Source organism: Streptomyces sp. NBC_01237 (assembly GCF_035917275.1).
In the GTDB taxonomy this organism is placed as follows: domain Bacteria; phylum Actinomycetota; class Actinomycetes; order Streptomycetales; family Streptomycetaceae; genus Streptomyces.
Window position 1 is genome coordinate 3,434,745 of sequence record NZ_CP108508.1, and the last position, 17,501, is coordinate 3,452,245.

Sequence of the window (17,501 nt, forward strand, 5' to 3'; positions counted from 1 at the left end):
CTTCGCGACTCCGTGCACCCGCGTCCCGGCTCCGCCTGTCCCCTCACGGCTCCGGTTCAGCCCGTCACGGCTTGGCGCCCGCGTCCTTCGCCAGGAACGCCAGCAGGTCCTGCCGGCTGACGACACCCTTCGGCTTGCCCTCGACCAGCACGATCGCCGCGTCCGCCCCGTCGGCGCCGCTGAGGGCGGCCATCAGGTCCTCGACCGGTTCACCGGAGCCGACCTGCGGCAGCGGGGCCGACATGTGCTTCTCCAGCGGGTCGGTGAGCGAGGCACGCTGGGTGAACAGCGCGTCCAGCAGCTGCCGTTCCACGACGGAGCCGATGACCTCGGCGGCCATCACGTCCGGGTGTCCGGCGCCCGGCTTCACGATCGGCATCTGGGAGACGCCGTACTCGCGCAGCACGTCGATGGCCTCGCCGACCGTCTCCTCCGGGTGCATGTGGACGAGGGTCGGCAGCGGGCCGTCCTTGTGGTCCAGGACCGCGCCGACGCGGGCGGAGGGGCCCGTGTCGTCGAGGAAGCCGTAGTCGGCCATCCACTCGTCGTTGAAGATCTTGCTCAGGTAACCGCGGCCGCTGTCGGGCAGCAGGACCACGACGACGTCGTCCGGGCCCAGCCTCCGCGCGACCTCCAGCGCCGCCACGACCGCCATGCCGCAGGAGCCGCCGACCAGCAGGCCCTCCTCCTTGGCGAGGCGACGGGTCATCTGGAAGGAGTCCTTGTCGGACACCGCGACGATCTCGTCGGTGACGGTGCGGTCGTACGCCGTCGGCCAGAAGTCCTCGCCGACGCCCTCGACCAGGTACGGGCGTCCGGAACCGCCGGAGTAGACCGAGCCCTCCGGGTCCGCGCCGATGACCTTCACGGCGCCGTCGCTGATCTCCTTGAGATAGCGGCCGGTGCCGGTGATCGTGCCGCCGGTGCCGACGCCCGTGACGAAGTGGGTGATCTTCCCCTCCGTCTGCGTCCACAGCTCGGGACCGGTGGTCTCGTAGTGCGAGCGCGGGTTGTTGGGGTTGGAGTACTGGTCGGGCTTCCAGGCTCCCGGCGTCTCGCGGACCAGACGGTCGGAGACGTTGTAGTACGAGTCCGGGTGCTCGGGGTCAACGGCCGTGGGGCAGACGACGACCTCCGCGCCGTACGCCCGCAGCACGTTGATCTTGTCCGTGGACACCTTGTCCGGGCAGACGAAGATGCACTTGTACCCCTTCTGCTGCGCGACGATGGCGAGGCCGACGCCGGTGTTGCCACTGGTCGGCTCGACGATCGTGCCGCCGGGCCGCAGCTCCCCGCTCGCCTCGGCCGCCTCGATCATGCGCAGCGCGATGCGGTCCTTCACGGACCCGCCGGGATTGAAGTACTCGACCTTCGCCAGGACCGTCGCCTGGATACCTGCCGTGACGTTGCGCAGCCTCACCAGCGGGGTGTTGCCGACAAGACTGATCATCGAATCGTGGAATTGCACCGTGTACTCCGGGATCTCCGAGATGGTGCGGCCCAGAGTATGCGTACGGGGGCGAGATTGGGTGAAGCGATTGGACGCCGCCCTCCACGGGGCAGGTAGGTACGTGGACGGCTGTACGGCGAGGAGGAGGTGGACCGGACTGTGTCGAGAGCAAGAGTGGCACGGCGCATCGCGGCGGGTGCGGCCTACGGCGGCGGCGGCATCGGGCTGATCGGCGCCGCGGCCGTGGGCGTGATGCTGGCCGAGGTGCAGCTCGCCAAACGGCAGGTCGGCGGCGGTACGGCACCGGTTCCGCCGAGCGCGGACGGGCGGTACGGGGTGGCGTTCGCCGGGCCTTCGGACCCGTTGCGGTTCGGGCTGCTCGGTGATTCGACGGCGGCCGGGCAGGGGGTGCGCCGGGCCGGGCAGACCCCGGGGGCGCTGCTCGCCTCGGGGCTGGCCGCGGTGGCCGAGCGTCCGGTGGATCTGCGGAACGTGGCACTGCCGGGGGCGAGGTCCGACGATCTGGAGCGGCAGGTCTCGCTGCTGCTGGCCGACCCGGCCCGTACGCCGGACGTCTGCGTGATCATGATCGGGGCGAACGACGTCACCCACCGGATGCCCGCCACCCAGTCGGTGCGGTGTCTGACCACCGCCGTGCGCAGGCTGCGGACGGCGGGCGCGGAGGTGGTGGTCGGGACCTGTCCGGACCTGGGCACGATCGAGCCGGTCTACCAGCCGCTGCGCTGGCTGGCCCGGCGGGTGAGCCGGCAGCTGGCCGCCGCGCAGACCATCGGCTCGGTGGAACAGGGCGGGCGCACGGTGTCGCTGGGCGACCTGCTGGGCCCGGAGTTCGAGGCGAACCCGCGGGAGCTGTTCGGCCCGGACAACTACCACCCCTCGGCTGAGGGGTACGCGACCGCGGCCATGGCGGTCCTGCCCACCCTGTGCGCGGTGCTGGGGCTGTGGCCGGAGACCGATCACCTCGACGGGTCGCGGCGCGAGGACATGCTGCCGGTGGCCAAGGCGGCCTCCCAGGCGGCCATGGAGGCCGGTACGGAGGTCACGGGGGCGCGGGCTCCCTGGGCCCTCCTCAAGCACCGCAGGCGGCGGCGTCTGCCCGCGGCCACGGAACCGCACCCGCACCCGGACACCGCGCACCGGCACGCGTAGCCGCGCGGGACGGGGGCGGCCGCACGCGGAGCGCCGTCCCCGACGGGCCGGCGGAGCGCCGCCACCGAGGGGCCTGAGCGAGCGCTTAGAAAAGAGTCCCGCATCACATGGCCTGCCGGGTGACCTCGGCGATACGTCCGGGTAACTTCCAAGACAGTTCCGCCAGTCCGCACAGTCAGCCAGCCTTCCAGCCCTCATGGAGCCGCGTGATGCCCCAAGCCGTGATCGTCTCTGCCGCCCGTTCGCCGATCGGCCGGGCCTTCAAGGGGTCCCTGAAGGACCTGCGCGCGGACGACCTGACCGCGACCATCATCCGGACCGCGCTGGCCAAGGTTCCCGAGCTGGACCCGAGGGACATCGACGACCTGATGCTCGGCTGCGGTCTCCCCGGCGGCGAGCAGGGCAACAACCTGGGCCGCATCATCGCCGTACAGATGGGGATGGACCACCTTCCCGGCTGTACGGTCACCCGCTACTGCTCGTCCTCGCTCCAGACCAGCCGCATGGCGCTGCACGCCATCAAGGCGGGCGAGGGCGACGTCTTCATCTCGGCGGGTGTCGAGATGGTGTCCCGCTTCGTGAAGGGCAACTCCGACAGCCTGCCGGACACGCACAACCCGTTCTTCGCCGACGCCGAGGCCCGCACGGCCGCCCGCGCCGAGGAGTCCGGTGCGAGCTGGCAGGACCCGCGCGAGGAGGGCCTCGTCCCGGACGCGTACATCGCGATGGGGCAGACCGCGGAGAACCTGGCCCGGATCAAGGGCGTCACGCGCCAGGACATGGACGAGTTCGGCGTGCGGTCGCAGAACCTCGCCGAGGAGGCCATCAAGAACGGCTTCTGGCAGCGCGAGATCACCCCGGTCACCACCCCGGACGGCACGGTCGTCTCCCGGGACGACGGGCCGCGTGCGGGCGTCACCCTGGAGGGCGTGCAGGGCCTGAAGCCGGTCTTCCGCCCCGACGGCCTGGTCACCGCGGCCAACTGCTGCCCGCTCAACGACGGCGCCGCCGCCCTCGTGATCATGTCCGACACCAAGGCGCGCGAGCTGGGCCTGACCCCGCTGGCCCGGATCGTGTCGACCGGCGTCTCCGGCCTGTCCCCCGAGATCATGGGCTACGGCCCGGTCGAGGCCAGCAAGCAGGCGCTGAAGCGTGCCGGACTGACCATCGACGACATCGACCTGGCCGAGATCAACGAGGCCTTCGCCGCCCAGGTCATCCCGTCCTACCGGGACCTCGGCCTGCCGCTGGACAAGGTCAACGTCAACGGCGGGGCCATCGCGGTCGGCCACCCGTTCGGCATGACCGGCGCCCGGATCACCGGCACGCTGATCAACAGCCTCCAGTTCCACGACAAGCAGTTCGGCCTGGAGACCATGTGCGTGGGCGGCGGCCAGGGAATGGCCATGGTCATCGAGCGGCTGAGCTGAGCCGCAGCGGAGGGTAGGGGTCGCCCGAGGTACGAGGGCGGCACCTGCCCGCAGCGCAGGCGAAGCGAACGCGACCCACAACAGCGAGCGGCTGAGCCGAGCCCTTCTCTCTCCCTCGGAAGCGGGCCGTTGAACCGGGCCGAGCCCCGACCGTGACCGAATCTCCCCCAGGATGTGATCTGCGTCCCGGGGGAGAGTCATTTACGCAGGTCACAGCCGTTATGGGGTTAAACCCCAGGCCCAAAGACCTGTCCATTTCGTGACGTAATGCACTGACAGCACGCGCGGGTACGGGCCAAGCTGATGTAGGAAGTCGGGGGATCGATTGAAACCGGGAGTAGTCAGTGAGCGCCATGTCATTTGCCCTGTTGCTGACCACCGCCGCTGCCACGGCCGTCGGCGCCGCTGCCCTGCACGCCGCTCACGGGCTGCGCAAGCAGGTCGCGGCCCTGCGTACGGAGCTGGCCGAGGGCCGGATACAGAACGCGTCCGTGCCACCGCAGAGCCGCAGCACCCTCACTCCGGCCGAGGAGATACGCGCGGCCGTCACCGAAGCGCTCGCCGAGGAGCGGGAGCGGGAGCTGGCCGAGGCGCGGGCCTTCTGGGCCGCGCAGGAAGCCCGTGACGCCGCCGACGCCCCGTCCCTGCTGGGCGGTCTGAACGCGCTCGGTGACGATTCCCCGTTCTTCTTCCCCCGCCAGACGGACTTCGCCGGCCTCGACGCGATGGACCTGGAGGCCACCGAGGCGCTGGAGGAGCTGGCGTCGCTGAGCGAGCGGACCTCGGCCGAGCACGAGTACGAGCACGAGCCCGCCGAACTCATCGATCTGCCCGAGATCGCCGAGTACGCGGAGTTCGCCGAGGACTCCCCCGAGCTGGCCGCCGCACGCCGCCGCCACCCCTCGCACCCCGACTTCGTCCCCGTACAGACACCCGTGGTCACCGACCACGAGCGGACCGTGAGCCGTCTTGAGGAGCTGGCCGACACGGCCACGGAGCTCACCGACGTACGCCCCGGCCCGCTCGGCACGCTCGATGTGTACGTCTTCGCCGACGGCACCACGCTCTGTATGACCCCGGGCCACCGCGAGACGGCGGAACGTCTCGCCGACGCACTGCGGGCGGGCCGGCGGCCGGTGCTGCTGGGCGGCTCCGGTGTCTCCGGCGCCTACGCGCTGACGTTCTCCTGCGGTGAGGACAACGTCTACATCCTCGCCGACCGCGTCATCGCCTCGTTCTAGCCGCTCCGCGGTACGCCCCCCACGGGCGCGGGTCTCCCTCTACGCGAAAGCCCGCGCCGCCGCCCGTTCCACGAATTGCACGGCCTCGTCCAGCTCCACGGACGGGGCCGTTACCAGTGCCACGGCCAGATCGCGTCCCGCGACGGTGAGTTGGTCGCCGACGACGAACATCCCGGCGTCCGGCACGAGGTGCGGCTCCCGGTCGGGGTGCTCGATGCGCTGGGCCCGTACAGCCAGTTCCCTGGCCGCGGCCAGCGCCTCGGCGGCCGCGCCGCGCTGGAGCCGGCTCTGCGGGGCGGCCCGCAGACGGTCGGCGAATCGGTCCACGGCGGTGATCAGAGGCGTCGTATCGAGCACCCGCCCGACCCTACGCGCCCGCGCAGGACGGTTGCCAACGGGCGGACGCTCGGGCGCGGTGCCGGGAAGGACCGGCACCGCGCACCGCGCCCACGGGTACGGCCAGGGACGGGCCGCCCGCACGCTCCTGCGGGCGTACGGCGTCTCGGAGGCCCGGCAGAACCCGACCGGAGAGGGAAAACGGAACGGCCCGCAGGCGATGAGCCTGCGGGCCGTTCCGTTGCGCGGGTCGTGGTGCGGGCCGTCGTACCGGCCCTCCGCGTCCCCTGCGGTCAGTCGTCCCCGTTGAGGATGGAGAGCAGACGCAGCATCTCCAGGTAGATCCACACCAGGGTCATGGTGAGGCCGAAGGCCGCCAGCCAGGACTCCTCGCGCGGTGCGCCGAACGCGACGCCGTCCTCGACCTGCTTGAAGTCCAGGGCCAGGAAGCACGCGCCGAGGATGATGCCGATGACACCGAAGAGGATGCCGAGGCCGCCGCTGCGGAAGCCGAGGCCCTCGCCGCCGCCGAACACGGAGAACAGCAGGTTGACCATCATCAGGAGCACGAAGCCCATGGCTGCGGCCATCACGAAGCCGTAGAACCGGCGGGTGACACGGATCCAGCGCATCTTGTACGCGATGAGCACACCGGCGAAGACACACATGGTGCCCATCACCGCCTGCATCACCGTGCCGGGGCCGATGTAGGTGCTCACGGCGCTGGAGATCACACCGAGGAAGACACCCTCGAACGCGGCGTACGCGAGGATCAGCGCCGGGACCGGCTTGCGCTTGAAGGACTGGACGAGCGACAGGACGAACGCCACCAGGGCGGCGCCGATCGCGATGCCGTAGGACTTGCCGAGGTTCGCCTCGTCGACCGGCAGCAGCGCCCAGGAGAGCGCGGCGGTGAGCACGACGGTGCCCAGCGTCATCGCCGTACGGGTGACGACGTCATCGATCGTCATCGCGCCGGAGCGCGCGGGCGCCTGCGGGGCGCCGTACTGGACGTCCTGCTGCGCGTAGGGGTTCGTCGCGTACGGGTTGGCGGCGGTGCCCTGTGCGTACGGACTGGTTCCCGTCGCGGGGGCCCCGGCCTGCGGCGCCGCGTTGAAGCCTGCGGAACCGTTGTCGCGGCTGAACCCCCGTCGCGAGAAGACCGGGTTGCTGCTCCTCATTGCTCTCCTCCATGGCCACACTGCATGGCCTCGCGACAAGAGTAATGGGTGGGCAAAGGAATCACCCTAGTGCCAAAGGAGGATCTTTATGAAAGTTGATCGCTGAAGTATTCTCCGGGTCGACCGACGCGTTCCCCCGGGTCGACCGACGCGCCCACCGACAGCGGTGATGGTGCCCGGAGCCGGACTCGAACCGGACCCACCGGGACTCCTGACCTGGGCGTTCGCCCCCGACCTGGGATGCAATCCCGATTTCGAACCGGTTCGAGGGGGCTCCGAGCCGGTTCGAGGAGGTGCCGTGTTCCCGCGGGAACACGGCGGGCTCACTCGCCGTGGGCGTCTTCGGCCATCTCGTTGAGCCGCGCCAGGACCTGCTTCTGAACCCGCGGTGGCAGGCTTTCCAGGATCGTCATCACGGCTGCGGCCCGCGGGTCCGACAGGTCCGGTGCCCGGCCGCCGGCGGCTTCGGCAGCCGGGTCCGGGGTCGGCTTACCGCCCTGCTCTACCCGATTGATGCTGCCCTGCGCCCATCGCAACGCCTGCTCCAGCTTGCGGAGAGTCAGGGGGGCGCCGGACGTCTCGCCCTTCCGCACAGCGCGCAGCGTCTCGTAGGAGATGCCGGCAGTGGTGGCAACTTCCTTCCACGCCATTCCCAGCTGCAGGCGCCGGGCGTTCATCTCACCATCGAGCGGCGATAGCTGCTCTGGCATGGACAACGCCTTTCGTGACGACGGCGGCACGCCTCCGTCCGGGCGACCGAACGCAGATTAGCGCAGATCAAGCCAGTTGGTTAGGGCGGCCTGACCGTCAAGAGCGACGTTCCAGACATGCAGACCAACACAGCTCTGTTGCTTTCTGTGTTCTGTCTGCCCTAATCTGCGCAGCATGGCACAAACGAACGCAGGGGCATTGCGGCAGCAGCGCCTACGACTGGGGATGACGCTGGAAGACGTTGTGGCCAAGTGCGCCGAGGAAGGCGTCAAGGTTCACAACTCACAGCTCAGCCGCATCGAGCGCGGCAAGGCACAGCCTCGCCCGCGTCTGCGAGCCGGTCTGGCCCGAGTCCTGGGCCTGGACGCCTTGGGGTTCGACGCGCAAGAGAGCGGGGCGGGGTCATGAGCCAGAACTACACCGTGGCCGAGGCGGCCGAATATCTGCGCTGCAGGCCGCACTTCCTTGAGGAGAACCTCAAGAAGCTGCCGCACCAGCGGATGGGGCGGGCGATCAGCTTCGACGAGTCGGAACTTGAGGCGATCAAGGACATGTTCCGTGTCCGGCCCAAGCGCGCGCAGACCTCCGCCACCACGGCCCCGGCCTCGCTCACGCTCGCGAGCATCCGGCCCTCCAAGCAGACCCAGAGGACCGGCTGACCGCCGCACATACGTCGGGGCCGCCCGGACCGGGCCTGGTCCATGGGCGACCCCTCAACCGGCACACCTCAACCCAACGAATCGAGGTAACCGTGTCCACCGAGACTATCGGCGCCACTCCCCAGCCCGCACCGGTGCCCGCGTGGCAGTCCGGCCTGCGGCTGGCGATGAACGCCACCTGGAAGGCCATCGGCGTCCCGTCGGCAGCCGCCGGGCCGTTCCACGCTGGCCAGACGAGCTGGGGCCGCACCGGCGACTACGTCGGCGAGGTCCACTACCTGCTGCTCGCTCCGCTCCTGGAGATCGCCGCCGCGTACGACGTCCCGGTCGCCGAGACCCCGGCCGCCGGCGGCGGCACCACCTACAAGGTGGTCGCCCCGGTCGACGGCGTCACCGTCACCATCTGGACCACCAACCCGGCCGACGCCCCCGCCCCGGCCCCGGCGGTGTCCGAGTGACGGTCTGGCTGCTCGACGGCGTCGAGATCGATCTGACCCGCACACAGATTGACGTGGACGGCGGCCGCTGGGACTGGACCGGCACCAGCACCGAGACCGGTGAGCCGCTGATGTGGTGCGGCGACGACGCCCCCCTGCCGCTGTCCGAGGTGTACGCGACGTACGGCCCGCTCATCCCCGCCCCCGCCCCGATCACCCACGCCGACCGCTACGCCGCGTATGCCGCGTGCCCGGCCGAGACCACCGCCAAGGAGAAGAGGACGCAGCCGTCGTTCGCCGCTCTCCTAGGCGGTCTGTCCAGGAGGACGGCATGACGACCCGCACGAAGATCCTCGACGCGATCCTGGGCGTGCTGCCCGGCGCCCGTCCGGACGCCCGCATCACCGTGGAGCAGCCGCAGCAGGGCGGCCGCGGCACCTGGACCGGCATGGCCGCTGCCTTCGCCGACCGGATCGCCGACGCCATCGAGGAGGGGAAGGACACCCGGCCGGGCGAGTCCACCCCGACGGTGTCGGTCCGCGACGTCCGTACGACTGTTCTTGTCGCCCTGTCCCGGGCCCTGCGCGAGCAGCCCACCGGAGCCCGGGTCCTCGGAGGGCTGGAGGAGCTCGGCGAGGCCGTCGTCAGCGCGGACCTCGGCGAGATCGCGGCGTGGACGGACGCACTCGCCAGCCTGGCGCACATCGATGACGCCCTCGGCTCCGCGGCCGCGCAGCCGCTGGTGGTGTACCGGGCCGAGCACGAGACGATCCGGCTCGGCACGTACGCCGCCGAGGGTGCCGCCCGTGCGCATGCCGAGTCCGTGCTGTCCTCGGAGTACGGACCGGATCGCACGGTGATGTACGACTGGATCGGCGACGAGGACGACGCCGAGGCGCCGCGGGAGCTCGTCGCTCAGGTCGACGGCGGCGACGAGCAGTACACGGGGTACATCGTCGTCCCGGTCCCGGTGGCCGCCCGTTTCGACCCTGCTGCCCACGCCGATGGCGAGGCCTACTGATGGCGGCCGCCGGAGCCGCCGCGCCGAAGAAGCGGGCGACCAAGGAGCAGCAGGCGTGGAACGCCGGGATGCGCGGCATGCCGGCGCCCGGCCGGTCGGTCGAGGTCCCCGGGGCATGCACGACGCCCCGGTGCGGTGCGAAGGCCGACAGCCTGGACGAGGACGACGCGGGCCTGGCCGGGTGGACCCGGGCCGGTGTGTACGGGTCGCGTGAGCCGGACCGGGTGTGGTGCAGCGGCCTGTGCGCCACGTACGGGATCGCCCTCGCCGAGCTGCGCCTGACGGCGAAGGCCCGCCGCACGGCGGCCGCCGTGCGGGAGCGGGGGCAGGCCGATGCCTGACTGGCTGCCCGTCCCGCGGTGGCTGTCCGCCGCGCTCGGCCCCGCCCGACGAGCCACGCCGCCCGCGCCCGGACGTGACACGGAGACCCGCCTGTACGTGGCCTGTCACCGGCCGTCGTGCGGCCACCTGGAGTGGCCGCACGACGTCACCGGCGAGGGCCTGGTCTGTACCCACTGCCGCAAGCTCAACGCCCCTGCGTCATGAGCGGGTCGACCCGGCCGTGCGAGGACCTCGACTCCGGCCACGGCCTGGTCTACACCCGCCGGTACCTCACCGGCTGGAAATGCGACCGGCACACCCCCAGCGCCTGGCGCGGCCGGCCCGAGCCCCCGCCGGGACCCGGCTGGCCCGCCGGGGCCTACCTCAACCACCCCGACCGCAACCCGAACACGAACCTGCCCGTAGAGGAGCCGCCGTCATGACGACCGCCGCCCGCCCCACCCCGGCCCTGATGCCGTCCCGGCGCCCGGCCGCCCGCCCCGACACCCCGACTGTGGGGGCACCCCCGAGGCCCTCGGCTCGCCGGGAGCCGTGGCAGCAGGCGATCCTCGCCAGTTCCCTCCCGGCGAACTTCCGCTTCGTGGCCGTTGCTTTGTCGACTCACGCCGACGGTACGGGCCACATCGCCCAGCAGCCCCGCGTCATCGGGCTTGTCCACAACACCGGGATCAACGCCCGGCAGGTCGCCGTCGCCCTCGCCGCCCTGCGCGACCGCGGATTCCTCCGCCTGTCTCCGCCCGACGGCCGCTATGACACCGCCGACCTGATCCTCACCATGCCGCGGGGCGCGGCCGCCCGCGCCCGCCGCGCCCAGACCGCCACGGCCAGGAGCTCCGCCGATGCCTGAGAAGAAGATCCAGCACTGGACCGAGTCGCTGTTCGACTCCGTGTACGCGCTGTACGAGACGGCCCGCGAGTACCAGACCGCCCATCGTGCTGCCCAAGTGGCCGTGCAGACGGTGGATGTCGACCGCCGCAAGCTCCACGAGGGGCGCGTCGCCCTGCGAGGGCTGCGTGGCCGTGCCGATGCCGACTACTACCGGACGCGGCGCACGTCCCCCCACGAGAAGGCCGTGTTCGGCCTCTACGGCCTCTACAGCCGGTCGGAATCGGAGCTGCGTCATCGGTACGACGAGGCGGCCCACCTCTTCGCGTCGGGCGCGGCCTGGGCGGTCGGGGCGGTCCAGGGCGGCGAGACCCCGGACGTGGTCGAGTTCAACACCGATGAGGCCAGCGCCCCGACGCGCCATCAGCTGAGCATCACCGGCCTGGGCCGCTATGCCGGGGCCGGGGAGCTCACGGCCGCGTACGACCAGTGGTACGCGCACATGTGTGCGGCGGAGTACGCCGAGGACCTGGCGGGCCGGGACTACGTCAGCGACCACGAGGCCGGACAGATGCACGACGCCATCGGCTCCGCCCTGGGCCTGGCTGACAGCGCGTTCGCTTACGGCCTCCTTGCTCAGCGCGCCGTCTCCTTCGTGCTCCTGGAGCCGCGCCGCGCCCGGCAGAGCGAGCTCGCCGCCGCCCGGGCCGCCGCGCAATCCGCCCAGCTCAGCAACTGACCAACCCCGTATCCAGGAGACCCGTTGACCGCCGCCGTCGCGTACGCAGCAGCACCCGCTGCTGCTGTGCCATGCCCGGAGACGCCCCGCGCGTCGACCGGTGCACGGCCGCGCACCGGCGGCGGTTTTCGTGTCTGCGTCCCCCTGCGCCTGGTTGTAGGCGGTCAGTACGGCGATGCCGCCCTGAGCGTCTACATCAAGATCGCAGCTCTGGGCATGCGCCCTGAAGGATGCCGCGCCCGCGTGAAGACGCTCGCCGAGTACCTGTCCCTGTCCAAGACCCAGGTGGAGCGCGCACTCACGCAGCTGACCGCTACCGGCACCGACGGCATCGCCGAGGTCGTCACGGAGCGGAAGACGTCGCGGGATGGGGAGGGAGAGTCCGCGCTGCGCAGCGTGCGGCCGGTGGACACGGACGAAGAGCTGTTCGTGTGGCTGCCCGCCCGCGCCGCGACGTCGCTCCCGCCCCGCCAGCTCCGCCTGTACGCGGTCATCAGCTACGCCCAGATCCGCCGCATGCCGCTGTCCCTCGCCGAGCTCCGCGCCGTCGTACGCCACCAGTACGGCGACAGCGCCGGTGAACCGCTCGGCGAGCGGCAGGTGATGCGGCTCCTCGACGGCCTGGAGGACACCGGCTGGATCACCATTCACCGCCGCCAGGGGCCGCGCGGCCGCCACGCCTACGAGGCCCACCAGCGTCCCCTGCACCCCGTCCTGGACGACGCCACCGACGAGCCGACCGCGCCCCCGGCCGCGGCTGCGCCCGCTCCGGCGACCCCTGACATACATGACGGATCGGCTCCCCGCACAGCTGACGGTTCCCCGTCTAGGGAAGACCACAGGACTGACCGACCCGGACGAAAAGACAAGGTGGGTGGGGGGATCCGCCGGAGGCGAAACACCGGTAGTTACGGACCCACCCCTGTGGATAACTCGGCTGGGGGCACGTTCCGGGGTGCGCCTTCAGACGAAAAGCGCAGCAACACCAGCGCGGCCGGACCGTACCGCGGGCCGGGACTGCAGCTGTCGCCCCGGGTGTGGCAGGTCCTCGAGCCCGTACGAACCGAGCTCCCCGCAATCAACACGTACGTGCTGCGCCGGATCGGCCGGGAGATCGGCCGCCAGCTGTCCGCCGGGGTCGGCTCCGAGCGGCTGACCGCCCGGCTGACCGCCCGGTGGGCGTCCACCGAGGCCCCGCGCGGCGGCGACGTCGGCCGGTGGGTCCTCGGCGCGGGCCTGCCCCGCCACGGATGCCGCCTGCCGTCCTGCGAGTCCGGCACCACCTGGTCCACCGGCGACCGCTGCCACCTGTGCGCCGACATCGCCGCCGAGGCCGAGCGCCTGGCCGCCGAGGAGACCCGGGCGCAGCAGCCCGTCGCGGCCGAGGCCCCGCCCGAACCGCCGGCCCCGACGCGACCGCCGACGACATGGCTTCCGTGGCCACCCCCGCCACCCGATCCCGGGCCGGAGCCGACCGGCACCGAGCGGGAGCAGCTGCGCGCGGCCGCCACCCCGGCCGCCGTCCGCCAGGCGCTCGCCGAGCTCGGCGCACCGGCCGCGATCCGGCTCTACGGCAGGGCCCTGGTCCTGCCCCACCTCACTGACCCCGAGCACGACGGAGGAACCCCGGCATGAAGCCCGCCAGCCACCACATCGCCACCTGCCGCAGCTGTCGCGCCCCGATCTGCTGGGCCCTCACCACCGCCCACGGAAAGCGGCAGCCGGTCGACGCCGAGCCGACCGACGAGGGGAACCTCGCGGTCACTCAGGGCGCCGACGGGCTGCTGTACGTCCGCAGCATCACGGCGGCCCGCCCCGACGTCCGCCCCGGTGAGTGGCGGGCGATGCCGCACCACGCCACGTGCACGGCACCGCCGCCCCGGCGCAGCAGCCGTACTGCTCAACGGTCCACGACGAGCGTGAGGCCGGTCCCGTGGCAGCGCTGACGGCCGAGGAAACCGCGGCTCTGGAGCGCGCCGAGGCCGGCCGGGAGGAGTGGCCCGACGGTACGTACGCCGGGACCCGCGCCCCGGCCGGGGCCGGGCAGCCGGACCCGGACGCCACCGACCACGTCCAGGAGCTCATCGAGGCGCTGGCGGGCTGGCGGGTCGGCACCCGCTCCACCCTCCCCGACCGCGCCGCGAACCCCCTGCCGCCGTCTCAGCTGATCACCGAAAAGAGGACGCCGTGATCTCCGCCCGCCTCCGGTACACCGCCCTGTCCCTCCTCGCCCTGGCCGCGCTCGTCACCGGCCTGGCCCAGCTGCTGGACCACGCCTGGCCCGGTGCAGTTCTCGGCCTGGCCCTCACCGCCGAACTCCTCCTCGGGTGCCGGCGGATCCGGCGCACCGCCGAACACCACCAGGACGAGCAGCGCCGCGAGCTCGAGGCCCTGCGCGCCGAGCCCCGGGCCGTTCCTGCCGAGCACTGCGGTGCCCAGCCGCCGGAGGTCTTCACCTGGCTCCACCCGGGCCAGTACAGCGAGTGCGTGCTGCGCCCCGGCCACCTCGGCAGCCACGCGGACGAGCACGGGACGCGCTGGTGGTGGATCGACACCGAACTCCCGCCCCGCGCCCGGGCGCAGCAGCGGTGAGCCTCGCCCTGGTCATCCGCTGCGACGTCTCGCACGGTCCGTACGGCACCTGCGGGATGTACCTGCCGACCGGCACCACCGACAAGACCGAGGCGTACGCCGTCGCCGAGCGGGCCGGGTAAAGCACCGGCCCGGACCGCTGCCCCGGCCACACCTACCGCCCCCGCACCACCGGCCGCACCGTGCGCCGGCTCCGGCCCGTCACCGAGGAGACCCCGACACCATGACCACACCATTCGCCCGCGGGTTCCGCCTTCACCTGCCCCACGGCCCGGCCCTCGACGGCGCCGAGCTCCCCAATGGCCGGGCGTTCGTCATGGACGACCCGGTGTGGGGGCTCGGCAGCACCGCCCGCACCGTTGACCTCCTCCAGGCCGGATACCCCGGTGCACGTATCGAGTGGCCGGACGACGGCCCGGCCGAGCACTGCGGACACCAGAAGCCGCCGTTCAGTGAGCACGCGCAGCGCACCGAGTGCGTCCTGCGCCCCGGCCACTCCGGCAGCCACGCCGACGGGCTGGGGGACCGCTGGTGGCCGGGCGACGGCGAGCCGACGGGGGGCAACGGTGCCTGATGTTCGGCGCTGCACCGTGTGCGGCCGGCCCCTGACCGACGCCGCGTCCCGACGGCGCGGCACCGGCCCGGTCTGCGAACGCAAGACCCGCGCCGCGCCCCGGCCTCGGCCGGCCTCCTGGACCCTGCCCGCGGACCTGCTGCGCCCCGTCGCCGACGTCCCTACCGGCCCCTATCTCTGATCCCACCGCACCATCGGAGTACGACCATGGACACCACGTGCGAGGTCTGCCACGGCCACGCCCCCGCCGACCACTACCTGTGCCCGGCCTGCCAGCACACTGCCCTCGTGTGGCTCCGGGAGCTCCCTCACCAGGTGACGCTGCTCCGCACGATGCTGCAGCCGGAGAACGGGCCCGCCCGCCGCGGCGGCGTCGGCCGCGCCCACGCCCCGCTCCCCGTACGCCTCGAGGTCCTGGACCTGATCGGCCCCGGCCACGCCCACGTCGTGTACGACCCGCACGGCGACCAGACCGGTGGCGTGCCCGTCGGCGCCTTCCTCACCGGGTGGGCCCACTACATCGCGTGCGACGTCCCCGCCGTCCACCGCGACGAGCACGGCACCGTCCAGATCCTGCAGTCCCGGGCAGCGACCGCGTGGCCGCGCACCGGCACCGGTCTGACCGCATGGCGCACGTGGCACGAGCGCTACCTCCCCTACGTCGCCACCCGCCCCTACGCTGCCCACTTCCACAACGAACTTGAGGGCCTGGTCCACCGGCTTCGTCGGCTCAACCACACCAAGCCGGTCGTCCGGGCCAAGAACGCGCCGTGCCCGAAGTGCGCCGGCTGGTCGCTGGTGGAACACGAGGACCAGCTCCACATCAGCTGCACCCTGTGCCCGGCCCGGCTCACCCCCGAGCAGTACGACGCCCACCGCGCCACCGTCATGCCCCAGCTCGCCGCCCTCGCCCTCCGCATGGCCGTCCCGCTCCGCAAGGAGGCTGCCTGACCCGCATGCCGCTGCGCCCCGTCCACGACCTGGGGCGGGGCGCAGCAGCATGCGGTGAACCGTAAGGACATAGAACACCTGTTCGGATCATGATCGGGGGAACCTGCCGTCAACCTGATCAGGAGCGACCGTGAGCACCTGGACCATCCACGAGGGCGACGCCCTCACCATCCTGCCGACGCTGACTGAACCGGTCGACGCGGTGATCTGCGACCCGCCGTACAACAGCGGCGGCCGCACCAACGCCGAGCGGCGCGCCCAGGGCGCCCGCGACAAGTACGTCAACGGCGACGCCCAGCACTCCCTCCCCGACTTCGACGGCGACACCCGCGACCAGCGCGGGTACACCTACTGGCTCGGCCAGATCCTCGCCGCCTCGTACACCCGCACCAGACCCGGCGGCAGCCTCCTGGTGTTCACCGACTGGGCGCAGCTCCCGGCGACCAGCGACGCGCTGCAGGCCGGCGGCTACACCTGGCGCGGGATCATTCCGTGGCGAAAGCCGATCAGCCGCCCGACGCCGAACGGGTTTCGCCGCGAGTGCGAGTACGTCCTGTGGGGCAGCCGCGGTGACCCGCTCCGCCACGCCCCGACGATCTACCTTCCCGGCTGGCTCGAGGGCTCCCAGCCCCGGGGCAAGGTCCGCGTCCACATCACTCAGAAACCGGAATCGATCATGAGGCAGCTGGTCCAGATCGCCCCCGTCGGCGGCCTGATCCTGGACCCGTTCACCGGGTCCGGCACGACCGGCGCCGCCGCACTCGCCGCGGGCCGCCGGTTCGTCGGCATCGAGCAGGCCCCCGCCTATGCCGCGGCCGCCCGGGACCGCCTCGCCGCAGCCTGACCGCCATACGCTTCCGTACAGCACTGTGCCCCCTGCTCAACTCCCATGAGCAGGGGGCACAGCCGCGTCTGGGTCACTCGCTGCCGGGGGGCGTGAGGTCGTTGCGCCTGCCCTGAGTCATGCCCTGCTGCCGCTCGGCCCAATAGGCGTCGAACCATTCGACGTCGTACTCGGGGCGGCTGCTGCCCGCGCGGAAGACCGGGGCGGGCCACCCCTCGGCCGGGGTGGTCGCCAGCCGGTGAATGAGGGTGCGGCTGCGGCCGACGCGTTCGGCCAGTTTCGGGATGGTCATGGTCCCCTTCTCCTGCTCTGGCCCCTTGGGAGGTTCGGGCATGGGTCATCCTCTCCAAGAAGTGTGGACATTGTCCACACTTCTCGCTACGGTCGCACTCGTCAACGCAACAGCCCCGGCCGGAGTAGCCGCTCCGGCCGGGGCCAGCCACCCGCCTGACTCACCAGGAGGACGACCATGCGCGATCGTAGCCGCGCCACCGCCACACTGACAGCGCCGCCCAACGAAGCCGACGAGGCGCTGCAGCGTGCCCGGACCGCGATGACCGCCGAGACCCGCGCCCTGATGGACGGCATCGGCCGCGCCCTGCGCGAGGTCAACCCGACGCTCCTGATGCGGGAGGTCACCCGCCTCGCGTACGCAGGCCGCGCCGCCGCCGACCTCCACGGCTTCGGCACCCCGCGCGCCACCGCCGCCACCCGCCTCCTCCTGCGCCACATGCCCCACATCGACGGCCCGGAGACCACCGCACCGATCACCCGCGCCGATTACGGCATGCGCCTCAGTACCAAGGCCCGCGCCTGATGGCAGCCGAGAAGATCCCGGGGATCAGCCCGGCGGCCGCCGCCCGCGCCTACACGGCCGGTCAGGCCGCCGCCCGCCAGGGCCGCCGCCCCTCCACCCCGGAGACCCGCACTGATCTCGGCAACGCCCGCACCCAGGGCAACGCCGGCGCTTCCGCCCGCTGATGATCCGCCCGGCCGG

At 72.1% G+C, this 17,501-nt stretch carries 29 protein-coding genes; 24 read left to right on the forward strand and 5 right to left on the reverse strand.

Going from position 1 to position 17,501, the window contains the following annotated elements; translation table 11 throughout:
• Positions 1-64: 64 nt before the first annotated feature.
• Positions 65-1,468, reverse strand: coding sequence for a cystathionine beta-synthase (locus OG251_RS15055; protein WP_326677652.1), 1,404 nt, complete (start codon positions 1,466-1,468; stop codon positions 65-67).
• 156 nt (positions 1,469-1,624) lie between these two features.
• On the opposite strand from OG251_RS15055, the gene OG251_RS15060 reads away from it, so the two are divergent.
• From OG251_RS15060 to OG251_RS15070, 3 genes are all read left to right on the forward strand, one after another.
• Positions 1,625-2,620: an SGNH/GDSL hydrolase family protein gene (locus OG251_RS15060; protein WP_326681272.1), complete on the forward strand. Its 996-nt coding sequence runs from the start codon at positions 1,625-1,627 to the stop codon at positions 2,618-2,620.
• A 209-nt stretch (positions 2,621-2,829) separates the two neighbouring features.
• On the forward strand, positions 2,830-4,050 hold the full coding sequence (locus OG251_RS15065) for an acetyl-CoA C-acetyltransferase (RefSeq protein ID WP_326677653.1): 1,221 nt from the start codon (positions 2,830-2,832) through the stop codon (positions 4,048-4,050).
• Between the two features lie 353 nt (positions 4,051-4,403).
• Positions 4,404-5,291, forward strand: a complete 888-nt coding sequence (locus tag OG251_RS15070; RefSeq protein WP_326681273.1) for a hypothetical protein — start codon at positions 4,404-4,406, stop codon at positions 5,289-5,291.
• 39 nt (positions 5,292-5,330) lie between these two features.
• Here OG251_RS15070 and OG251_RS15075 read toward each other — a convergent pair whose 3' ends face one another.
• From OG251_RS15075 to OG251_RS15085, 3 genes are all read right to left on the reverse strand, one after another.
• Positions 5,331-5,648: a hypothetical protein gene (locus OG251_RS15075; RefSeq protein ID WP_326677654.1), complete on the reverse strand. Its 318-nt coding sequence runs from the start codon at positions 5,646-5,648 to the stop codon at positions 5,331-5,333.
• Positions 5,649-5,920: 272 nt separating this feature from the next.
• Positions 5,921-6,808: a Bax inhibitor-1/YccA family protein gene (locus OG251_RS15080; protein ID WP_073726353.1), complete on the reverse strand. Its 888-nt coding sequence runs from the start codon at positions 6,806-6,808 to the stop codon at positions 5,921-5,923.
• A gap of 323 nt (positions 6,809-7,131) precedes the next feature.
• On the reverse strand, positions 7,132-7,518 hold the full coding sequence (locus OG251_RS15085; protein ID WP_326677655.1) for a helix-turn-helix domain-containing protein: 387 nt from the start codon (positions 7,516-7,518) through the stop codon (positions 7,132-7,134).
• 175 nt (positions 7,519-7,693) lie between these two features.
• Here OG251_RS15085 and OG251_RS15090 point away from each other — a divergent pair, with 175 nt between their 5' ends.
• From OG251_RS15090 to OG251_RS15175, 19 genes are all read left to right on the forward strand, one after another.
• Entirely contained in the window at positions 7,694-7,927 is a 234-nt protein-coding gene (locus tag OG251_RS15090; protein ID WP_266806126.1) for a helix-turn-helix domain-containing protein, read from the forward strand.
• Entirely contained in the window at positions 7,924-8,178 is a 255-nt protein-coding gene (locus tag OG251_RS15095) for a helix-turn-helix domain-containing protein (RefSeq protein ID WP_326677656.1), read from the forward strand. The genes OG251_RS15090 and OG251_RS15095 overlap by 4 nt, the downstream gene beginning before the upstream one ends.
• Before the next feature lie 92 nt (positions 8,179-8,270).
• A complete protein-coding gene (locus OG251_RS15100) occupies positions 8,271-8,636 on the forward strand; it encodes a hypothetical protein (protein WP_326677657.1) in 366 nt (121 codons plus the stop codon).
• Positions 8,633-8,950 carry a phiSA1p31-related protein gene (locus tag OG251_RS15105; RefSeq protein WP_326677658.1) on the forward strand — a complete coding sequence of 106 codons (318 nt, stop codon included), beginning with the start codon at positions 8,633-8,635 and terminating at the stop codon, positions 8,948-8,950. The genes OG251_RS15100 and OG251_RS15105 overlap by 4 nt, the downstream gene beginning before the upstream one ends.
• Positions 8,947-9,636, forward strand: a complete 690-nt coding sequence (locus tag OG251_RS15110; RefSeq protein WP_326677659.1) for a hypothetical protein — start codon at positions 8,947-8,949, stop codon at positions 9,634-9,636. The genes OG251_RS15105 and OG251_RS15110 overlap by 4 nt, the downstream gene beginning before the upstream one ends.
• Entirely contained in the window at positions 9,636-9,977 is a 342-nt protein-coding gene (locus OG251_RS15115) for a hypothetical protein (protein WP_326677660.1), read from the forward strand. Before OG251_RS15110 ends, OG251_RS15115 begins: the two co-directional genes overlap by 1 nt.
• The gene (locus OG251_RS15120) at positions 9,970-10,182 is read left to right on the forward strand and encodes a hypothetical protein (RefSeq protein ID WP_326677661.1); all 213 of its coding nucleotides are present in this window, start codon (positions 9,970-9,972) and stop codon (positions 10,180-10,182) included. Before OG251_RS15115 ends, OG251_RS15120 begins: the two co-directional genes overlap by 8 nt.
• On the forward strand, positions 10,179-10,400 hold the full coding sequence (locus OG251_RS15125; protein WP_326677662.1) for a hypothetical protein: 222 nt from the start codon (positions 10,179-10,181) through the stop codon (positions 10,398-10,400). The genes OG251_RS15120 and OG251_RS15125 overlap by 4 nt, the downstream gene beginning before the upstream one ends.
• On the forward strand, positions 10,397-10,825 hold the full coding sequence (locus tag OG251_RS15130) for a hypothetical protein (protein WP_326677663.1): 429 nt from the start codon (positions 10,397-10,399) through the stop codon (positions 10,823-10,825). Before OG251_RS15125 ends, OG251_RS15130 begins: the two co-directional genes overlap by 4 nt.
• A complete protein-coding gene (locus OG251_RS15135; RefSeq protein ID WP_326677664.1) occupies positions 10,818-11,543 on the forward strand; it encodes a hypothetical protein in 726 nt (241 codons plus the stop codon). Before OG251_RS15130 ends, OG251_RS15135 begins: the two co-directional genes overlap by 8 nt.
• 243 nt (positions 11,544-11,786) lie before the next feature.
• Complete coding sequence (locus OG251_RS15140; protein ID WP_326677665.1) at positions 11,787-13,178, forward strand: hypothetical protein; 1,392 nt, start codon at positions 11,787-11,789, stop codon at positions 13,176-13,178.
• Positions 13,175-13,489, forward strand: a complete 315-nt coding sequence (locus OG251_RS15145; protein WP_326677666.1) for a hypothetical protein — start codon at positions 13,175-13,177, stop codon at positions 13,487-13,489. Before OG251_RS15140 ends, OG251_RS15145 begins: the two co-directional genes overlap by 4 nt.
• Complete coding sequence (locus tag OG251_RS15150) at positions 13,477-13,734, forward strand: hypothetical protein (protein ID WP_326677667.1); 258 nt, start codon at positions 13,477-13,479, stop codon at positions 13,732-13,734. Before OG251_RS15145 ends, OG251_RS15150 begins: the two co-directional genes overlap by 13 nt.
• Positions 13,731-14,135 carry a hypothetical protein gene (locus tag OG251_RS15155; RefSeq protein WP_326677668.1) on the forward strand — a complete coding sequence of 135 codons (405 nt, stop codon included), beginning with the start codon at positions 13,731-13,733 and terminating at the stop codon, positions 14,133-14,135. Before OG251_RS15150 ends, OG251_RS15155 begins: the two co-directional genes overlap by 4 nt.
• Entirely contained in the window at positions 14,132-14,257 is a 126-nt protein-coding gene (locus OG251_RS15160) for a hypothetical protein (RefSeq protein ID WP_326677669.1), read from the forward strand. Before OG251_RS15155 ends, OG251_RS15160 begins: the two co-directional genes overlap by 4 nt.
• Positions 14,258-14,358: 101 nt before the next feature.
• Positions 14,359-14,709, forward strand: coding sequence for a hypothetical protein (locus tag OG251_RS15165; protein ID WP_326677670.1), 351 nt, complete (start codon positions 14,359-14,361; stop codon positions 14,707-14,709).
• A 16-nt stretch (positions 14,710-14,725) separates the two neighbouring features.
• Complete coding sequence (locus OG251_RS44985; protein WP_442818422.1) at positions 14,726-14,890, forward strand: DUF6011 domain-containing protein; 165 nt, start codon at positions 14,726-14,728, stop codon at positions 14,888-14,890.
• A gap of 26 nt (positions 14,891-14,916) precedes the next feature.
• Positions 14,917-15,660, forward strand: coding sequence for a hypothetical protein (locus OG251_RS15170; protein ID WP_326677671.1), 744 nt, complete (start codon positions 14,917-14,919; stop codon positions 15,658-15,660).
• A gap of 130 nt (positions 15,661-15,790) precedes the next feature.
• Positions 15,791-16,504, forward strand: coding sequence for a DNA-methyltransferase (locus OG251_RS15175; RefSeq protein WP_326677672.1), 714 nt, complete (start codon positions 15,791-15,793; stop codon positions 16,502-16,504).
• Positions 16,505-16,577: 73 nt separating this feature from the next.
• Here OG251_RS15175 and OG251_RS15180 read toward each other — a convergent pair whose 3' ends face one another.
• Entirely contained in the window at positions 16,578-16,796 is a 219-nt protein-coding gene (locus OG251_RS15180) for a hypothetical protein (RefSeq protein WP_326677673.1), read from the reverse strand.
• A 177-nt stretch (positions 16,797-16,973) separates the two neighbouring features.
• Between OG251_RS15180 and OG251_RS15185 the strand changes: the two genes are divergently transcribed.
• Together OG251_RS15185 and OG251_RS15190 are read left to right on the forward strand one after the other, a co-directional pair.
• On the forward strand, positions 16,974-17,321 hold the full coding sequence (locus tag OG251_RS15185; protein ID WP_326677674.1) for a hypothetical protein: 348 nt from the start codon (positions 16,974-16,976) through the stop codon (positions 17,319-17,321).
• On the forward strand, positions 17,321-17,485 hold the full coding sequence (locus OG251_RS15190; protein ID WP_326677675.1) for a hypothetical protein: 165 nt from the start codon (positions 17,321-17,323) through the stop codon (positions 17,483-17,485). Before OG251_RS15185 ends, OG251_RS15190 begins: the two co-directional genes overlap by 1 nt.
• The last annotated feature ends 16 nt before the right edge of the window (positions 17,486-17,501 follow it).

Coding starts and splice junctions, on each gene's coding strand:
- OG251_RS15065 (WP_326677653.1), top strand. CDS start 2,830: ATGCCCCAAGCCGTGATCGTCTCTGCCGCCCGTTCGCCGATCGGCCGG.
- OG251_RS15070 (WP_326681273.1), top strand. CDS start 4,404: ATGTCATTTGCCCTGTTGCTGACCACCGCCGCTGCCACGGCCGTCGGC.
- OG251_RS15080 (WP_073726353.1), bottom strand. CDS start 6,808: ATGAGGAGCAGCAACCCGGTCTTCTCGCGACGGGGGTTCAGCCGCGAC.
- OG251_RS15085 (WP_326677655.1), bottom strand. CDS start 7,518: ATGCCAGAGCAGCTATCGCCGCTCGATGGTGAGATGAACGCCCGGCGC.
- OG251_RS15090 (WP_266806126.1), top strand. CDS start 7,694: ATGGCACAAACGAACGCAGGGGCATTGCGGCAGCAGCGCCTACGACTG.
- OG251_RS15095 (WP_326677656.1), top strand. CDS start 7,924: ATGAGCCAGAACTACACCGTGGCCGAGGCGGCCGAATATCTGCGCTGC.
- OG251_RS15110 (WP_326677659.1), top strand. CDS start 8,947: ATGACGACCCGCACGAAGATCCTCGACGCGATCCTGGGCGTGCTGCCC.
- OG251_RS15115 (WP_326677660.1), top strand. CDS start 9,636: ATGGCGGCCGCCGGAGCCGCCGCGCCGAAGAAGCGGGCGACCAAGGAG.
- OG251_RS15120 (WP_326677661.1), top strand. CDS start 9,970: ATGCCTGACTGGCTGCCCGTCCCGCGGTGGCTGTCCGCCGCGCTCGGC.
- OG251_RS15125 (WP_326677662.1), top strand. CDS start 10,179: ATGAGCGGGTCGACCCGGCCGTGCGAGGACCTCGACTCCGGCCACGGC.
- OG251_RS15130 (WP_326677663.1), top strand. CDS start 10,397: ATGACGACCGCCGCCCGCCCCACCCCGGCCCTGATGCCGTCCCGGCGC.
- OG251_RS15135 (WP_326677664.1), top strand. CDS start 10,818: ATGCCTGAGAAGAAGATCCAGCACTGGACCGAGTCGCTGTTCGACTCC.
- OG251_RS15145 (WP_326677666.1), top strand. CDS start 13,175: ATGAAGCCCGCCAGCCACCACATCGCCACCTGCCGCAGCTGTCGCGCC.
- OG251_RS15165 (WP_326677670.1), top strand. CDS start 14,359: ATGACCACACCATTCGCCCGCGGGTTCCGCCTTCACCTGCCCCACGGC.
- OG251_RS15170 (WP_326677671.1), top strand. CDS start 14,917: ATGGACACCACGTGCGAGGTCTGCCACGGCCACGCCCCCGCCGACCAC.
- OG251_RS15180 (WP_326677673.1), bottom strand. CDS start 16,796: ATGACCATCCCGAAACTGGCCGAACGCGTCGGCCGCAGCCGCACCCTC.
- OG251_RS15185 (WP_326677674.1), top strand. CDS start 16,974: ATGCGCGATCGTAGCCGCGCCACCGCCACACTGACAGCGCCGCCCAAC.
- OG251_RS15190 (WP_326677675.1), top strand. CDS start 17,321: ATGGCAGCCGAGAAGATCCCGGGGATCAGCCCGGCGGCCGCCGCCCGC.